The 16108-nt window shown below is 39.4% G+C and carries 16 protein-coding genes; 5 read left to right on the top strand and 11 right to left on the bottom strand.

The window, feature by feature from the left end:
- Positions 1-42: 42 nt before the first annotated feature.
- The 4 genes from QPK98_RS02280 to QPK98_RS02265 form a co-directional block, all read right to left on the bottom strand.
- Positions 43-954: a hypothetical protein gene (locus QPK98_RS02280; RefSeq protein WP_310991381.1), complete on the bottom strand. Its 912-nt coding sequence runs from the start codon at positions 952-954 to the stop codon at positions 43-45.
- A 110-nt stretch (positions 955-1064) separates the two neighbouring features.
- Positions 1065-1604, bottom strand: coding sequence for a DUF4136 domain-containing protein (locus QPK98_RS02275; protein ID WP_310991380.1), 540 nt, complete (start codon positions 1602-1604; stop codon positions 1065-1067).
- Positions 1605-1677: 73 nt separating this feature from the next.
- Positions 1678-3660, bottom strand: coding sequence for a urocanate hydratase (hutU, locus tag QPK98_RS02270; protein WP_310991379.1), 1983 nt, complete (start codon positions 3658-3660; stop codon positions 1678-1680).
- A gap of 80 nt (positions 3661-3740) precedes the next feature.
- Positions 3741-3935, bottom strand: a complete 195-nt coding sequence (locus QPK98_RS02265) for a C1orf53 family protein (RefSeq protein ID WP_310991378.1) — start codon at positions 3933-3935, stop codon at positions 3741-3743.
- Positions 3936-4056: 121 nt separating this feature from the next.
- On the opposite strand from QPK98_RS02265, the gene era reads away from it, so the two are divergent.
- Together era and QPK98_RS02255 are read left to right on the top strand one after the other, a co-directional pair.
- Complete coding sequence (gene era / locus QPK98_RS02260) at positions 4057-4947, top strand: GTPase Era (protein ID WP_310991377.1); 891 nt, start codon at positions 4057-4059, stop codon at positions 4945-4947.
- Positions 4944-5717 carry a M90 family metallopeptidase gene (locus QPK98_RS02255; RefSeq protein ID WP_310991376.1) on the top strand — a complete coding sequence of 258 codons (774 nt, stop codon included), beginning with the start codon at positions 4944-4946 and terminating at the stop codon, positions 5715-5717. Before era ends, QPK98_RS02255 begins: the two co-directional genes overlap by 4 nt.
- A gap of 106 nt (positions 5718-5823) precedes the next feature.
- Here the strand turns inward: QPK98_RS02255 and QPK98_RS02250 are convergent, their stop codons facing one another.
- Positions 5824-6273 carry a GTP-binding protein gene (locus QPK98_RS02250; RefSeq protein WP_310991375.1) on the bottom strand — a complete coding sequence of 150 codons (450 nt, stop codon included), beginning with the start codon at positions 6271-6273 and terminating at the stop codon, positions 5824-5826.
- A gap of 146 nt (positions 6274-6419) precedes the next feature.
- On the opposite strand from QPK98_RS02250, the gene der reads away from it, so the two are divergent.
- Positions 6420-7727 carry a ribosome biogenesis GTPase Der gene (der, locus tag QPK98_RS02245; protein WP_310991734.1) on the top strand — a complete coding sequence of 436 codons (1308 nt, stop codon included), beginning with the start codon at positions 6420-6422 and terminating at the stop codon, positions 7725-7727.
- A gap of 125 nt (positions 7728-7852) precedes the next feature.
- Here der and QPK98_RS02240 read toward each other — a convergent pair whose 3' ends face one another.
- Positions 7853-8485, bottom strand: coding sequence for a YczE/YyaS/YitT family protein (locus tag QPK98_RS02240; RefSeq protein WP_310991374.1), 633 nt, complete (start codon positions 8483-8485; stop codon positions 7853-7855).
- A 225-nt stretch (positions 8486-8710) separates the two neighbouring features.
- Between QPK98_RS02240 and QPK98_RS02235 the strand changes: the two genes are divergently transcribed.
- Positions 8711-9685, top strand: a complete 975-nt coding sequence (locus QPK98_RS02235) for a YheT family hydrolase (RefSeq protein ID WP_310991373.1) — start codon at positions 8711-8713, stop codon at positions 9683-9685.
- A gap of 117 nt (positions 9686-9802) precedes the next feature.
- Here QPK98_RS02235 and QPK98_RS02230 read toward each other — a convergent pair whose 3' ends face one another.
- From QPK98_RS02230 to QPK98_RS02210, 5 genes are all read right to left on the bottom strand, one after another.
- A complete protein-coding gene (locus QPK98_RS02230; RefSeq protein ID WP_310991372.1) occupies positions 9803-10588 on the bottom strand; it encodes a TPM domain-containing protein in 786 nt (261 codons plus the stop codon).
- Between the two features lie 79 nt (positions 10589-10667).
- Positions 10668-11129: a TPM domain-containing protein gene (locus tag QPK98_RS02225; RefSeq protein WP_310991371.1), complete on the bottom strand. Its 462-nt coding sequence runs from the start codon at positions 11127-11129 to the stop codon at positions 10668-10670.
- Positions 11130-11212: 83 nt separating this feature from the next.
- Positions 11213-11812 (bottom strand): LemA family protein, encoded by a 600-nt coding sequence (locus tag QPK98_RS02220; RefSeq protein WP_310991370.1) that lies wholly within the window; start codon positions 11810-11812, stop codon positions 11213-11215.
- 14 nt (positions 11813-11826) lie between these two features.
- Entirely contained in the window at positions 11827-12156 is a 330-nt protein-coding gene (locus QPK98_RS02215) for a MerR family transcriptional regulator (protein WP_310991369.1), read from the bottom strand.
- A 98-nt stretch (positions 12157-12254) separates the two neighbouring features.
- Positions 12255-13232, bottom strand: a complete 978-nt coding sequence (locus QPK98_RS02210) for a M23 family metallopeptidase (protein WP_310991368.1) — start codon at positions 13230-13232, stop codon at positions 12255-12257.
- A 231-nt stretch (positions 13233-13463) separates the two neighbouring features.
- On the opposite strand from QPK98_RS02210, the gene alaS reads away from it, so the two are divergent.
- Positions 13464-16091: an alanine--tRNA ligase gene (gene alaS, locus QPK98_RS02205; RefSeq protein WP_310991367.1), complete on the top strand. Its 2628-nt coding sequence runs from the start codon at positions 13464-13466 to the stop codon at positions 16089-16091.
- Positions 16092-16108 lie beyond the last annotated feature (17 nt).

Here is a 16108-nt window from a genome sequence, read left to right as displayed (position 1 = left end):
GGAAGGCTTTTTTTACGACTAAATAAATAGCATAGAAATTATCTAAAAATACAAGTATAAACCTATATTGAGATACTGGTTTTTAATAATAAAAGGAATCTCTTCCTCACCACTTACAAATGAAAGGTCATTTTCATATTCGGGAATATAGCTTACAAGTAAACCAAGTGACTTTTTATCATCCAAGGAATAAAGAACACCTGCTTTAGGAACCCAGAAAGCACTGCCTTGGGTCTGTTTTATTTTGTAACCCTGATAAGCGCCATTGTAATGATCTTGAACAAGGCCTGCGCCAATGCCAATTAAGGGTTGGATGGCGCCTTTCTTGTTAAAATGGTATTCTGCACCCACAATACCGCGATAAGAATTCTGTTTAAAATTTGTTGTAAATGGAGAATTGTTAAAATCTTTATCCCCAGAAAACGCGACATTTGCTTCAATGGTAAGGTATAGATTACCCTGTAAACTCCCAATAAAACCTGGAGAGGCAGCCAAACCAAAACTCAATTGACCTTGGGTCAAGTTTTCATGCTTGTCAAGGTTAAAAAAACTAATTTGGTTTATAGACGCGCCTACACTCGCAAAAAGTTTATATTGGTCAGCTTGAAATTTGGCGGCTTGTTTAGCCTCCTTTTCCGTGGGTTCAAAAGCCGTGTAGTTGCAGTTGTTGTAGTCTTTTACAGTCTGTATTAAATTGGACTCTGTTATCTTCCGTAGATTAAAAACAGCTTGGCGTGTTTCTTCACACTCTTTAAACAACACTGCTAGTGTGCCTTGAATATGTGTTTCAACGTTGGGCCTAATGTCAATTTTTCTAGTTGTTCCATCTTCTTTTTTTATTTCGAAGACGCCATCTTTCAGTTTGGTTAAAGTAGCTTGACCCGTAACTAGTTCTTGGGCCTGCATTCCAAAACTGGCTAGTAAAACTAGTAGTATTACATTTAATTTTCTCATACCTTTTCTTTTTATGGTTAAATCGGTTGAGGTCGATTTTAGTGTAGATTAATTGTGAATCCAGCACGATTTTTCAGAAGAAGGTTTTGTTAGTTAAAAGTGTTTGGAAGTTACTTTTTCTTGCTTCCCGGCGGATATTCCGCTAAAATTTCCATTACAATTTCATTAATTCGTTCTTCTTTACGCTCCATATTACTGGTAACTAGATCTGCTTTGCCCATTCCTTGCCATACCAGATTGTTGGTTTTAGCGTCTATTAAATCTATAAAAAGAGTGCCTTCAGTAGATCGTGAAACGCTGTTACCACCATAATAACTGCCATAATACCAAGGACTCCAGCCCCAGCCCATTCCAAAGTTATTGTTGTAAACATCTACTCGTTCACGTTCTTTAGTAAAAATGCTAACTAAAAGCGAGGGTTTGTCAGATTTTGACATTCCTTTTTTTGTTAACTCATGGTCTATAGCGCGAAGAATACGTTTTTTGTCTAGGTCGTTTATTTGAGCTTTATCAATCCCTGGTCTAAAAAAGGCGAAGGAGTTATACTGGTTAAAATTTACTTCCTTATCGTAATCGGTTGCCACACGAACCGTGGAGCAAGATGCGAATACAAAAACCAGCAATAGCGGTAAAAATTTTAGTGCTTTCATAGTTCTGTTTTTTTGCCACGAATGCACGAATACTTTTAAATCTTGTGTATTTGTGGTGAGTTTAAAAAATTTGTTATTTAAATAAATTATCGTCAACGGAATTAGGAAGCGTAACCTTTAACTGCGGATTGTTTTGCATTGCGCGTTTTATTGCGAAAACAGCCTCGTCGTTCCGTGCCCAGCTTCGTCTAGCAATTCCATTATTTACATCCCAGAACAGCATATTTTCAAGACGTCGTTGTGCATCTGTAGTACCATCAAGAACCATTCCGAAACCGCCATTTATCACTTCGCCCCAGCCAACGCCGCCGCCGTTATGGATACTTACCCAAGTTGCACCGCGGAAGCTATCGCCAATTACATTTTGAATGGCCATATCTGCTGTAAACCTGCTGCCGTCGTATATATTTGAGGTTTCACGATAAGGCGAATCCGTACCTGAAACATCGTGGTGGTCGCGTCCTAAAATCACTGGGCCAATTTTTCCTGCAGCAATAGCTTTGTTAAAGGCCGAAGCAATCTGAACCCGTCCGTCAGAGTCTGCATAAAGAATACGCGCTTGCGAGCCAACAACCAGTTTATTTTCTTGGGCACCTTTTATCCACGTAATATTATCTTGCATTTGTTGCTGGATTTCTTGCGGCGAATTTTTCATCAATTCCTCTAAGACTTCACATGCAATTTCATCGGTTTTTTGAAGATCTTCCGGTGCTCCAGAAGCACAAACCCAGCGAAAAGGTCCAAAACCAAAATCAAAGCACATAGGGCCCATAATATCTTGAACATAAGATGGATACTTGAATTCCTTATTTTTTTCTTCGGAAAGAACATCAGCGCCAGCTCTTGAAGCCTCCAGAAGAAAAGCATTTCCATAATCGAAAAAGTAGGTGCCTTTGGCTGTGTGTTTATTGATTGCCTCCACTTGGCGACGTAAACTTTTTTGGACTTCTTTTTTAAATTGTTCAGGATTGCTGGCCATCATTTCATTGGCTTCTTCATACGTCAATCCAACTGGGTAGTAGCCACCAGCCCACGGGTTGTGAAGCGAGGTCTGGTCACTTCCCAAATCTATTTTGATATTGTCTTCTGCAAATTTTTCCCAAACATCAACCACATTTCCGTCATAAGCAATAGACACTGTTTCTTTATTTGCGGTGGCTTCTTTAACTCGTGTTGAAAGTTCTTCTAAATCTGAAATTACTTCATCAACCCATCCTTGACTGTGCCTGGTTTCCGTAGCTCTTTTGTTTACTTCGGCACAAACCGTAACGCAGCCAGCGATATTACCAGCTTTTGGTTGTGCGCCACTCATTCCGCCAAGACCGGCAGTTAAAAATAAGCCGCCCTTTGTTTCTTTCTCAATTTTTCTAAAGCCATTTAGAACTGTAATTGTTGTTCCGTGAACAATTCCCTGTGGGCCAATGTACATGTAGCTTCCTGCCGTCATTTGACCATACTGGGTTACGCCAAGGGCATTGAATTTTTCCCAATCGTCTTGACTCGAATAATTAGGAATCATCATCCCGTTGGTAACAACCACTCTCGGTGCGTCTTTATGCGAAGGGAATAAACCCATGGGGTGCCCAGAGTACATGGCCAAGGTTTGCTCCTCGGTCATTTCGGAAAGGTACTTCATGGTTAATAAATACTGCGCCCAGTTTTGAAAAACAGCGCCATTTCCACCGTAAGTAATAAGTTCATGCGGATGCTGTGCAACTGCATAATCTAAGTTGTTTTGGATCATCAACATTATGGCTTTCGCTTGGTTTGACTTGCCAGGATATTCATCAAGGGGTCGTGCATACATTTTGTAATCTGGACGGAGTCGATACATATAAATACGGCCGTAGTTTTCTAACTCTTCCTTAAATTCAGGGAGAAGAACGGCATGATCTTTTGGTTCAAAATAACGAAGGGCGTTCCGCAATGCCAACTCCTTTTCTTCAGTAGTAAGAATTTCTTTTCGCTTTGGAGCGTGGTTTATATTTGAATCGTAAGGTTTCTTTTCAGGTAAAACCGATGGAATACCTTGCTGTATTTGTTGTTTAAAGTTCATGTTGTTTATAAGTTTACCTCTGTGTTCTCTGTGCCTTTGTGGTGGTGCTTTACCGCTGAGGAGCAGAGAAAGCAAAGTTATTATTGATGCTTTCCCGTTTTCTTTTTTGTCCTGAGCGAAGTTGAAGGGTCAAACCCATACGGGCAATGCCTGCAGCCACTTTCGCAGCAATAACCGCGCTTTAGGTGGTATTGTTCCGTAAAACATTTATAGCCTTCTGGCGTCAGGTAGTAATCGCCTTCCTCAAGTTCTATTCTTTTCTTTGGAAATAACATGGTGTAAAAATACAAAATTGATTGCTCAAAATTAACCAATTCAATAAAGCGATTAACCTTGAAAATTAGCTTGTTTGGCGAAATTAACCTTAATTTTGTACTATCAATTTGAAAAACACCCATGGAAAAACACAAAGCTGGCTTCGTAAATATTATTGGAAACCCCAATGTAGGGAAGAGTACATTGATGAACGCCTTTGTGGGCGAACGACTTTCAATAATTACCTCTAAGGCCCAAACCACAAGACATAGAATTCTCGGTATCGTGAACGGAGATAACTTTCAGGTGTTATTAAGCGATACCCCAGGCATCATAAAACCTGCCTATCAATTGCAGGAAAACATGATGGACTTTGTAAAATCTGCTTTTGAAGATGCCGATGTTTTACTTTATTTAGTTGAACTGGGTGAAAAGGACTTAAAAGATGAAGCGTTTTTTAATAAAATAACCAATGCTGAAATTCCCGTTTTACTACTTATTAATAAAATTGATAAAGGAAATGAAGAGCTGCTTTCTGAAGCGCTAGAACTTTGGCAGAAAAAGGTTCCGAATGCTGAAATATTTGCTATTTCGGCCCTTCAAAATTTTGGTGTTCCTGAAGTTTTTAACCGTATTATTGAATTGCTGCCTGAATCGCCCGCATTTTATCCCAAAGATCAATTAACCGATAAACCGGAGCGTTTTTTCGTAAACGAAGCCATTCGTGAGAAAATCTTGGTTCACTACAAAAAGGAAATTCCGTATTCCGTAGAAATTGATACAGAAGAGTTTTTTGAAGATGAAGATATTATCCGAATCCGAAGCATAATCATGGTTGAGCGTGAAACGCAAAAAGGAATTATAATTGGCCACAAGGGAGCTGCCTTAAAACGGGTAGGGGTTGAGGCCAGAAAGGATTTGGAAAAATTCTTCGGAAAACAAATTCACCTAGAATTGTACGTAAAAGTCAATAAAAATTGGCGAAGTGACGAAAAACAACTGCGCCGGTTTGGTTATAACAACAAGCAATGATCTATCTGCTACTGTTTGTTGCACTGCTGGCATTTGGATTTTACGTTTTCAGAATAAATAAGAAGCCGCCTGTAGCACCATTTCCGAAGAACTGGGAAAAACTTTTAGTTGATAATGTGCTGTTTTACCGTAAACTATCTGCTGAGGATAAGAAAAGATTTCGTGAGCGAATGATGAAGTTTTTAAGCGAGGTTTATATTGAAGCAGTAGATACTCAAGTTGAGGAACTGGATAGGGTGTTAATTGCTGCCAGTGCCGTAATTCCAGTTTTCGGTTTTGATGCATGGCATTACAATAATCTTAGCGGCATTATTATCTATCCAGATAATTTTAATGGCAATCTCGAGTTTGAATCTCATGGCGAAAAACGTGTAATTGCTGGGTTAGTAGGTTCAGGAAGGTTTAAAAATCAAATGATACTTTCTAGAAAAGCGCTTCGGTTTGGTTTTAAAAATGAAACCGATAAGGGAAACACCTCAATCCACGAGTTTGTACACTTGATAGATAAAATGGATGGCGAAGCAGATGGTGTGCCAGAAAGGCTTCTAGAAAAGCAATATATTACACCTTGGTTAAAATTAATGCACGAGGAAATAGAAGCTATCAACGATAATAAATCTGATATTCGCGAATATGGCGGCACGAGTGAAGTTGAGTTTTTGGCAGTTGCTTCAGAATATTTCTTTGAACGGCCAGATCTTTTCAAAAGAAAACACCCCGAGCTTTTTAGAATGCTTCAAAAGTGTTTTCAGCAATATCCAACTGGGTAAATTCTAAACCTTAATCACCAAATAAAAACCTAAAATTAAGTTTCAAAATCTACTGCATTTTTGAAGTTTGTGGTCTATTTGGAATTTGGTCCTTACAATTCGATGTTTAGGGAATAGTTTCCAGCATAAAATCATAAAGATCCCGCATTCCAGATTTTCCTTTCTTTTTTCCTGCAGCTCCAGCAAAATAGAGTAAAACCCAAGCCAAAACCAATCCAATAGCAATACCAATTTGGAGCGTTGTGGTGTTGTTTAAGCTATGCTGGGTGTACATCCATATGGCGTTGACCATAAACAGGATACCAACAGCAACGTGTAAAAACATAAATAGGGTCCAGACCGTTGGGTTTGGCCCAAAGAAACCGTGAAGCGAACATTGATTGTCTGTTTTTTTGGTTATTTCTAAATGGAGCTGTGGCGACCAAAAATGTCGTTCTTTATGCGGCAATTTTATAAAAACATGATCGTCAATACAGGAGATTATAAACCGATCTTGTTCTATTTTTGCTCTTGTAAAAAAACCTAGTACATTGCTGTGCTCATGGTTTAGTTCCATTTTAAAACGAGGCCGTAAAACTATTTGATTGGAAACGGGCATTGGTGTATTTGTTGTTTAAAGCGGTTAAATTACTATTTTTTCTGCCAACTAAAAGCTATTTTTGCACCCAGCCCATAAAATTTTGGGAACCATCTAAACTATAGATTATGAGCATTGTTGCCGTTGTAGGACGACCGAACGTGGGAAAATCCACTTTTTTTAATAGATTAATTCAACGTCGTGAAGCCATTGTAGATTCAGTTAGTGGTGTTACCCGCGATCGTCATTACGGAAAAAGTGACTGGAACGGAAAGGAGTTTTCGTTGATTGACACTGGAGGTTATGTGAAAGGAAGTGATGATGTTTTTGAAGCCGAAATCGATAAGCAGGTAGAACTTGCCATTGACGAAGCAGATGCCATTATTTTTATGGTAGACGTAGAAACTGGCGTTACGGGAATGGATCAAGATGTTGCAAAACTGCTTAGACGTTCAACTAAACCTATCTTTTTGGCTATCAATAAGGTTGATACTGCAATGCGAATGAATGATGCATTGGAGTTTTACTCCCTTGGCTTTGAGCATCAATACACCCTTTCTGGTATGAACGGTAGCGGAACGGGAGATCTTTTGGACGATCTTGTAAAGGCACTTCCTGATAATGAGCCAGACGATAATAGTACGTTGCCACGCTTTGCCGTTGTGGGACGTCCCAATGCTGGGAAATCGTCCTTTATCAATGCCCTAATTGGAGAAGATAGATACATTGTTACCGATGTTGCCGGAACCACACGCGATAGTATAGATACCAAATATAACCGGTTTGGCTTTGAATTTAACTTGGTTGATACAGCGGGTATTCGGAAAAAAAGCAAGGTAAGGGAAGATATAGAGTTCTACTCTGTAATGCGAAGCGTTCGTGCCATTGAACATTCCGACGTTATTCTACTAGTTTTTGACGCCACCCGTGGTTTTGACGGGCAAGTTGAAAATATTTTCTGGTTAGCACAGCGAAACAACAAGGGGATTGTAATACTTGCAAACAAGTGGGATTTAATAGCAGATAAAGAGACCAGTAGTGTAAAGGATTATGAAAAATACATCAGGCAACAATGCGAACCTTTTGTAGATGTGCCTATTGTATTTATTTCTACTCTAACCAAACAACGTATTTATAAGGCTATTGAAACCGCGGTTGAAGTTTATAAAAATCGAAGCAAGCGGGTTAAAACAAGTGAGCTTAACGAGGTTATGTTACAGATTATTCAAAACAATCCACCTCCGGCATATAAGGGCAAGTACGTAAAAATTAAGTTTTGTACCCAGCTGCCAACGCCTTATCCAAGCTTTGCCTTTTTCTGTAATTTACCACAATACGTTAAAGAGCCTTATAAGCGTTATATAGAAAACAAATTGCGAGAGCACTTTGATTTTACGGGAGTTCCAGTAACAGTTTATTTTAGGAAGAAGTAGTTTTTTTGCCTTTCCAGATTATAAAGATTTAAACGCTTATTAATCAAAACAGGAATGTGATCATCATTTAGGTGAGTGACACAAAAGAACTATATGTATAAAACAGGTAAACAAGTTTCAACTTTTTACGTGAGGCGTGACTTCAACTGACTGAAGGATTTTAACGAAAACTGAAAGATCGGGCTCAGGATAAACGTATAAATAAAAGTTACCCAAAACACTGGGCCGCCCAGTAAAAACGCGATAACCAAAACCACACTTTCCACAACAATTCGGGCTTTCCGTACAGACCATCCCGTGCGTTCAGACATAGAAAGCATAAACCCGTCTCGTGGGCCCGCACCTACTCCTCCAGAAACATAGAGTCCGCCGCCTATGCCAATAAGCACAATGCCTAATAGTAGAAGAAGATAATCGGTCCAGGTATTGCTTGCAGTAGGCAAAACGTCCAGCCAAAGAAAGAAATCCATTATGGGGCCAATTAGCAAGGCGTTAAGAAAGGTGCCAATGTTGATGTATTTTTTGTTAACCAGCCAAGTAACTATAATAAGGATCAAGCCAATAATAATGCTCCAAAAACCAATGCTTATGCCAAAATGTTCAAATAAAGCGATGTTTAGCACATCCCACGGGTGTAGCCCCAGATGTTGAACCTTAACTGACACCGCAATTCCTAGCCCAAAACACACCAATCCGGTAAAATAAAATCCATATCGCACAAAATTATTTTGCCAAGATGGGGCAGTAGTCGCTTCCATAATTATGATCTCATAGCATTAACCGCGCAAACTACGAAAAAGACGAGGATATTGGCGAGAACTCCGCAATATTTTTTGAGCCTTGAAGTAAGCCTGTTTCCCAAAGCTGATATCAACCTAAAACTGCCAGAGAAGTAATTTTTTTTTACTAATTTAATGACTCATAGGATTTAAGAATCTTAGCATTTGGAGTTGGCAACATGCTTCAAGTTAAATGTATTAAAAATGCCTTATATTAAAAACTCGGCTTACGAAACTGATTTAATCTTCCACAACGGACACATTTCTACTATTTACGCGGGAATTATTCGTAAGTTGGAAGCTCCTGCCTATGAGCGAAAGCGGTTGCATTTGCCCGATGGCGATTTCCTACTCTTAGATTATGTGTTGCAAGATTCCAAAAAAGCAATAATCCTGTGTCATGGTTTAGAGGGCAATTCCCGAAAAAACTATAACAATGCCTGCGCTAACTTTTTTATAGAAAAAGGCTATTCTGTATTTGCTTGGAACAACCGAAGTTGTGGAGGTGAAATGAATCTGCTGCCAAAGCTTTATCATCATGCATCTATTGCAGATTTGGAGTTTGTAATATATCATGTGGCAAAAGAAGGTTTTTCAGAAATCTTTCTCGTGGGCTTTTCATTGGGTGGCGATCAAATACTTAATTATTTGGGTAGGAAAAAGGCACATGATACCCTAAAAGCGGCAGTGGCTATTTCGGCGCCATTTCAGTTGCAGTCCAGTGCTGAGAAAATTCAAGGCGGAATCAGTAAAATTTATTTAAACCGATTTATCCGAAAGATTAGAGCAAAGATTCAATATAAAGCCAAACAATTTCCGGATGTAGTTCCAGCTGAAGCATCAATAAGCATGAAAAGTTTTGAAGATGTGGTCAATCAGTTTATAGTTCCCGTTCACGGCGATTTTAATAGTCTTGAAGATTATTATAAGAAAGCTTCTCCTGTCTATTCTATCGATGGCATAAAGTTGCCAGTACTAGTTATTAATGCGTGGGACGATCCTATTTTAGGCGAAGAGGATCACCCAACAGCACTTGCTAAGGAACACGACTATTTATTCTTAGAAACCCCGCATCACGGTGGTCATTGCGCATTTCCGTTGAAAATTTCAAAACATCCATATTCTGTTGTCCGGGCCTTTGAGTTTTTTGAAAAGATGGGCAGTAAGCGTTCTAAATAACATTGCTTTATCTGTATTTCTGCCCTACAACTACTTCCTTCTTCGGCAGGTAAGTTGAGACCTTGTAAAAAGGTTCATTTTAGCGCTGCTTAAGTTCGCAATTTGGAGATCGGGAGCTTACCATCCTCCAGAAGCACCGCCACCGCCAAAACCACCGCCACCGAAGCCACCGCCAAAGCCACCGCCGCCGCCGCCGAAACTTCCACCACCGCCAAAGCTTCCGCCGCCTCCGCCAAAGCCGCCACGGCCAAGACTACTAAGCACTATAATGTCTAACAAGCTTCCGCCGCCGCCTTTACCGCCACGACCGCCTTTGTTAATAAGGGCGATGATAATCATGATAAAGATGAAAATGATAAAAAATGGAATAGGTGCCTTTTTCTTAGTGCCAAATTCTCGATCCTCTTTAAATTCGCCTTTGAGGGCAGCAAAAATGGCATCGCTACCTTTATCAAGGCCGAGATAATAATTTTCATTCTTAAACTCGGGAATCATAATGCGGTTTATGATTCGTTCAGACATTAAATCGGTAATTCGGTATTCAATGCCGTAGCCGGTATTTATATCAACCTTTCGGTCGTTTTTGGCAAGCGTAATTAAAATTCCATTGTCTTCACCTTTTTGACCAACTCCCCATTTCTGGCCCCATTGTGCACCAAGCATAGAGATGTCCTCTCCATTTGTTGAGCCAATGATAATACAGACAATCTGGGTAGAAGTAGAATCTGCGTAGCGAATTAGTTTGTTTTCCAATGCAGATTTTTGCGATGGGGAAAGCAGGTCTATATAATCGTAAACGGAAGTTTCCGTAGCCGGTTTTGGTGGAATTTCATATTGTGCAAAAACACTTTGGGTAAAAAAGCCAATTGTGATAAGCACGAGTATATAACAATATTTAGACAAAAAAATATGGATTTATATAATTAAAAGTTTAGTGAAGAAGCCTTTAAGAAATTTAGATTCTTCCTTAGATTAAGGAGCTTTATCCTACCGAAATATCGTCTGGAAGTTCATTTTTATCATCTTTTCTGTAAGGGAAATGCTTTTTCAATTTCTCCCCAGCCTTTAAAATACCTTCTACCAGCCCTTGTTTCATAGCTCCATTTTTAAAGTGCCCGATGATTACGTCTTTGGTGCCTTCCCAAAAATTTTGGCCTACAATGTCATTTATACCCTTGTCGCCCATTATTACTAGGGTTCGGTCTTCAACGGCAACATAAATTAATACACCATTGCTTTCTTTGGTGTTTTGCATGTTTAGCATATCAAATACTTCTGCGGCGCGATCAAAAGCATCTATTTGCTTTCTGGGTTTTTCTGCTGAAATGGATTTGGCCTCTAAATGCACGCGAACCTCTCCTGAAGTGTTTTTTTCAGCCGTACGAATGGCAGCAACAATTGCAGTCTCTTCTTCTGAAGTAAGAAAATCTTCTACTCTAGACATAGTTTTTTATAATTGAATTATGACGGTTGAACTCATAACGTAGAACCAATTTGGTTATGCGTTATATAGCTCGTTATCTGTGTTTATTTTCCGAAATCGAATTCTACTTCTGGTGCGTTTTCGGTACCGGCATCTGCTTTAAAGTAAGCTTGCTCATGGAACCCTAACATACCCGCGAAAAGTTTTGTCGGAAACTGATTAAGCTCCGTATTTAGATGTTTTGCCTCTTCGTTAAATCGGTTACGCTCCACGTTTATACGGTTTTCAGTGCGTTCCAATTCATTGATTAATTCCTTAAAGTTTTCGTTCGCCTTTAAATCTGGGTATCGTTCAAAAACAGCCAATAAGCGTGAAAGTGCTGATGTTACGCCAGCTTGAGCCTGTTGGTATTGTGCCAATTGCTCTGGCGTAATGTTAGATGGATCAATATTGACCGAAGTAGCCTTGCTTCGCGCTTCGGTAACGGCAATTAATGTAGATTGCTCAAATTCGGCATAGCCTTTTGCGGTACTTACGATATTCGGGATAAGGTCTGCACGACGCTGGTAGGAGCTTTCCACGTTAGCCCATTGGGCAGTGGCATTTTGATCTAGCACTACAAGTTTATTGTTTAAACTCGCCAAGTAGCCGCCAATTAGTATGATAATGCCTATAATAATAAGTACTGGTAACCATTTTTTCATGATGGAGATTGATTTTAGAGTTGGTTTTTAATTTTTAAAAGTTCTGTTTTTACGGATTCCAATTTACGGATAATCTCGAATTGATCTAGTGTTTTTTGTTTGTTTTCCTTTAGATGGGTTCTTGCGCCATCTAGCGTAAACCCGCGTTCTTTTACTAAATGGTAGATAAGTTCTAGGGTTTTAATATCCTGCGGCGTAAACTTCCGGTTGCCTTTGGCGTTTTTTTTGGGTTTTATTGCATCAAACTCTTTCTCCCAAAAACGTATCAGCGATGGGTTCACGTTGAAAGCTTCTGCAACTTCGCCGATGCTGTAGTACAATTTTTCAGGTAGGTTTATATGCATTTTTTAATATAAATTCTGAATTAGATTTTTCAGATTAAATATAGTGTTTTTAATTCACTATTACTTTCAAGTAATTTCGAAGTTTTTGAATTGAGATTTTAATCCAAGGATTGATTTTCCTGCTGTGCTGTTTTTAACATTTCGGAAAACTCTTCCGAAGTTAAACTTCCATAGTAAAAATTGATCGGGTTAATGCGTTCGCCATCCTTAAAAACTTCATAATGGCAATGAGGCGCTTGGCTTCTACCTGTGCTTCCAACAAAACCTACTACATCGCCACGCTGTACTTTCTGCCCCTTTTTAACATTGTATTTGTACATATGCGCGTATAGACTCTCGTATCCGTAACCGTGGTCAATAACTACGTGCCTGCCATATCCAGTGGCTCTGCTGTCGGCTCTTTTTACCGTGCCGTCGCCAGTTGCGTAAATCGGGGTGCCACGAGGAGCGGTAAAATCCATGCCGTAATGAAACTTTTTAGCTTTCGTAAAAGGGTCGGTTCTATAGCCATAACCAGATGCAATTCGAGATAAATCGGCGTTTTTAACGGGTTGTATGGCGGGAATTGCGCTTAAAAGTTTTTCTTTATCCTCCGCAAGTTTTGCAATTTCATCTAAAGATTTTGACTGTACTACAATCTGTTTTGTCAATATATCCAGGTTGCGCGTTGTATTTGTAATGAGTTTAGAATTGTCAAAACCCTCAAGGTTTTTATAGCGGTTTATTCCACCAAAACCTGCTTTTCGTTGTTCTTCCGGAATTGGATTTGTTTCAAAATAAACGCGGTACAAATTGTTGTCACGCGCCTCAACTTCAGAAAGAACAGTCTGTGCTTGTTCCATCTTTTTGTTCAAAAGTTCAAACTGCAACTGCATATTATGGAGCTCTCGCTGTAAAGATAACTCTTTGGGGGTCTGCACTGAGGGTAGGTTTAAGTAAACCAAAAGCAGTAAAAAACCACTTAGGAACATACCCAAAATACTCAAGGCGAAGATTTTTAACTTTCTCCCCTTTTTCCGTTCTATTTTTTTATACGAAAGCGTTTCGCTATCGTAGTAATATTTAACCTTAGACATGCGTTAAAAAATTGCTATTTTTGCGCCTTGCTGTTTTGCGCAACGTAAAGGTAACGATTTACAAATATAGAAATTGTTTGCCACTGCGTCCAAAACTTATTTTTAGCATAATTTTATAACACTTTAAATAGCATTACTTAAACCTTGAAAGCGCAGTAAACGTTGTTTTGTACTTATTGTACCAGTACTGCGTTTGACCAAGGTATTATAATCTGATAATAATATAGACATATGAAGTCAAAGGAAATACGTTCCCAATTTTTAGAATTCTTTAAGTCGAAAGAACACCTTATCGTTCCATCGGCGCCTATGGTGGTAAAAAATGACCCAACATTGATGTTCATAAACAGTGGAATGGCACCATTTAAAGAATATTTTTTAGGAAACGCAAAGCCAAAAAGCACACGTATAGTTGATTCGCAGAAATGTCTTCGCGTTAGTGGAAAACACAACGACCTAGAAGAAGTGGGAATCGATACCTACCACCACACGATGTTTGAAATGCTCGGAAACTGGAGTTTTGGTGATTATTTTAAAAAAGAAGTCATAGCTTGGACGTGGGAACTGCTGACTGAGGTTTATAAAATAGACAAAGAATTGCTGTATGTTACCATATTTGAAGGTGATGAAAGTGAAGGTTTAGAACGCGATACCGAAGCCTACGACCTTTGGAAGCAGTTTGTTCCGGAAGATCGAATTCTGAACGGAAACAAACAGGATAACTTTTGGGAAATGGGCGACCAAGGTCCTTGTGGCCCATGTAGCGAAATTCACGTAGATATTCGCTCTGCCGAAGAAAAAGCCAAGATTCCGGGCGAAGATTTAGTAAACAAAGACCATCCACAAGTGGTTGAAGTTTGGAACTTGGTCTTTATGCAGTTCAATAGAAAAGCAAATGGCAGTCTTGAAAAACTAGCGGCCCAGCACGTTGATACGGGAATGGGTTTTGAGCGTTTGGCAACTGTGCTTCAAAATAAACAGAGCAATTATGACACGGATGTTTTTACGCCAATAATTCGTGAAATTGAGGCTATCACCAATTCAAAATATGGCCGTCCCGATAGCGAATCGGGAGAAAAGAAAGACATTGCTATTCGTGTTATTGCAGACCATGTTCGCGCAGTTGCGTTTTCTATTGCCGACGGACAATTGCCTAGCAATACGGGCGCTGGTTACGTAATTAGGCGGATTTTAAGAAGAGCAATCCGTTATGGATTTACGTTCTTGAATAAAAAGGAACCTTTTATCTATAGGTTAATAGATACCCTCAGTGCACAAATGGGCGAGGCTTTTCCAGAGTTGAAAACTGAAAAAAACCTGATAACAAACGTGATCCGGGAAGAGGAGCAATCTTTTTTAAGAACCTTGGAGCAAGGGTTGGTGTTGTTGGAAAACGTGATTCAAACAACTGACTCTAAGGAAGTTTCTGGCAAAAAAGTGTTTGAATTATATGATACCTTTGGTTTTCCTATAGACTTAACGGCTTTAATTCTGCGTGAGCGGGGTTATTCTTTAAATGAAGAGGAATTTAATGCTGAGCTCCTAAAACAAAAAGAACGTTCTCGCGCTGCGACAAAGGTTGAAACTGGCGATTGGATTGTTTTAGAACAGGATGATGTTGAAGAATTTGTAGGGTACGATACGCTAGAAACCCAAGTTAGGATAACGCGTTACCGAAAAGTAGCAAGTAAAAAAGAGGGCGAAATGTATCAACTTGTTTTTAACCTTACTCCTTTTTATCCTGAAGGCGGTGGGCAGGTAGGTGACAAAGGCTATTTAAAAGCTGCCGATGGAGGTGTTACCTACATTGTAGATACCAAAAAGGAAAACAACCTTATTATTCATTTTACTAAAACGCTGCCGCGAAATATAAAATCTACCTTTAAAGCGGTGGTAGATCAAAAGCAGCGAAGTAGAACAGCTTCCAATCACACGGCAACACATTTATTGCATCAAGGCTTACGGAATATTTTAGGCGACCATGTTGCTCAAAAGGGAAGTATGGTCCATAGCCGAAATCTACGTTTCGATTTTTCACATTTCGCAAGAGTTACCGACGAGCAATTAAAAGAGGTTTCCGATTTTGTCAATGCGCGAATCCGTGAGGGAATTGCCCTAGAAGAGCGCAGAAACATACCCTTCCAACAAGCTATTGACGAAGGAGCTGTAGCACTTTTTGGTGAAAAATATGGCGATGCCGTTCGTACTATTAAATTTGGAAAGTCTATGGAACTTTGTGGCGGTACCCACGTTGCCAATACCAATGATGTTTGGCATTTTATTATTACTTCGGAAAGTGCCGTTGCTTCAGGAATTAGAAGGATTGAGGCCATAACGGGAGATGCCGCCAAACAGTATTTTATTGATAGAAGTGAATCTTTCGCTTCGCTTCAAAAAACTCTTAATAACGCGAAGGATCCTGTAAAAGCTGTTGAAAACCTACAAGCGGAAAACTCCAATCTGCAAAAACAGGTTCAACAATTATTAAAAGACAAGGCGAAAAACCTAAAAGGCGATTTGAAATCTGAAATAGAACAGTTAAATGGCGTGAATTTCCTTACTAAAAAAATAGATCTCGATGCCGGTGGAATGAAGGATCTAGCTTTTGAAATGGGTGGCGAAACTGATAATTTGTTCTTAGTTTTTGGAGCAGAAAGTAATGGAAAAGCTTTGCTTGCATGTTATATTTCAAAAAATCTAGCTGCTGAAAAAGACCTAAACGCTGGTAAAATTGTTCGAGAATTGGGCAAGTACATCCAAGGCGGCGGTGGCGGTCAAGCATTCTTCGCAACGGCAGGCGGAAAAAATCCAGCTGGAATAGATCAGGCGCTAGAAAAAGCAAAAGATTATTTAAATTAACTCCGTGCACTCTGTGG

Origin of the sequence: Aequorivita marina (genome assembly GCF_031631895.2) — a bacterium.
In the GTDB taxonomy this organism is placed as follows: domain Bacteria; phylum Bacteroidota; class Bacteroidia; order Flavobacteriales; family Flavobacteriaceae; genus Aequorivita; species Aequorivita marina.
The sequence above is the reverse complement of the archived record's forward strand: the minus strand, read 5'-3'. Positions and strand labels throughout refer to the sequence as shown.

Coding starts and splice junctions, on each gene's coding strand:
- QPK98_RS02275 (WP_310991380.1), bottom strand. CDS start 1,604: ATGAAAGCACTAAAATTTTTACCGCTATTGCTGGTTTTTGTATTCGCA.
- QPK98_RS02250 (WP_310991375.1), bottom strand. CDS start 6,273: ATGGAACTAAACCATGAGCACAGCAATGTACTAGGTTTTTTTACAAGA.
- QPK98_RS02240 (WP_310991374.1), bottom strand. CDS start 8,485: ATGGAAGCGACTACTGCCCCATCTTGGCAAAATAATTTTGTGCGATAT.
- QPK98_RS02225 (WP_310991371.1), bottom strand. CDS start 11,129: ATGTCTAGAGTAGAAGATTTTCTTACTTCAGAAGAAGAGACTGCAATT.
- QPK98_RS02280 (WP_310991381.1), bottom strand. CDS start 954: ATGAGAAAATTAAATGTAATACTACTAGTTTTACTAGCCAGTTTTGGA.
- QPK98_RS02265 (WP_310991378.1), bottom strand. CDS start 3,935: ATGTTATTTCCAAAGAAAAGAATAGAACTTGAGGAAGGCGATTACTAC.
- QPK98_RS02235 (WP_310991373.1), top strand. CDS start 8,711: ATGCCTTATATTAAAAACTCGGCTTACGAAACTGATTTAATCTTCCAC.
- era (WP_310991377.1), top strand. CDS start 4,057: ATGGAAAAACACAAAGCTGGCTTCGTAAATATTATTGGAAACCCCAAT.
- QPK98_RS02220 (WP_310991370.1), bottom strand. CDS start 11,812: ATGAAAAAATGGTTACCAGTACTTATTATTATAGGCATTATCATACTA.
- hutU (WP_310991379.1), bottom strand. CDS start 3,660: ATGAACTTTAAACAACAAATACAGCAAGGTATTCCATCGGTTTTACCT.
- QPK98_RS02215 (WP_310991369.1), bottom strand. CDS start 12,156: ATGCATATAAACCTACCTGAAAAATTGTACTACAGCATCGGCGAAGTT.
- QPK98_RS02210 (WP_310991368.1), bottom strand. CDS start 13,232: ATGTCTAAGGTTAAATATTACTACGATAGCGAAACGCTTTCGTATAAA.
- QPK98_RS02255 (WP_310991376.1), top strand. CDS start 4,944: ATGATCTATCTGCTACTGTTTGTTGCACTGCTGGCATTTGGATTTTAC.
- alaS (WP_310991367.1), top strand. CDS start 13,464: ATGAAGTCAAAGGAAATACGTTCCCAATTTTTAGAATTCTTTAAGTCG.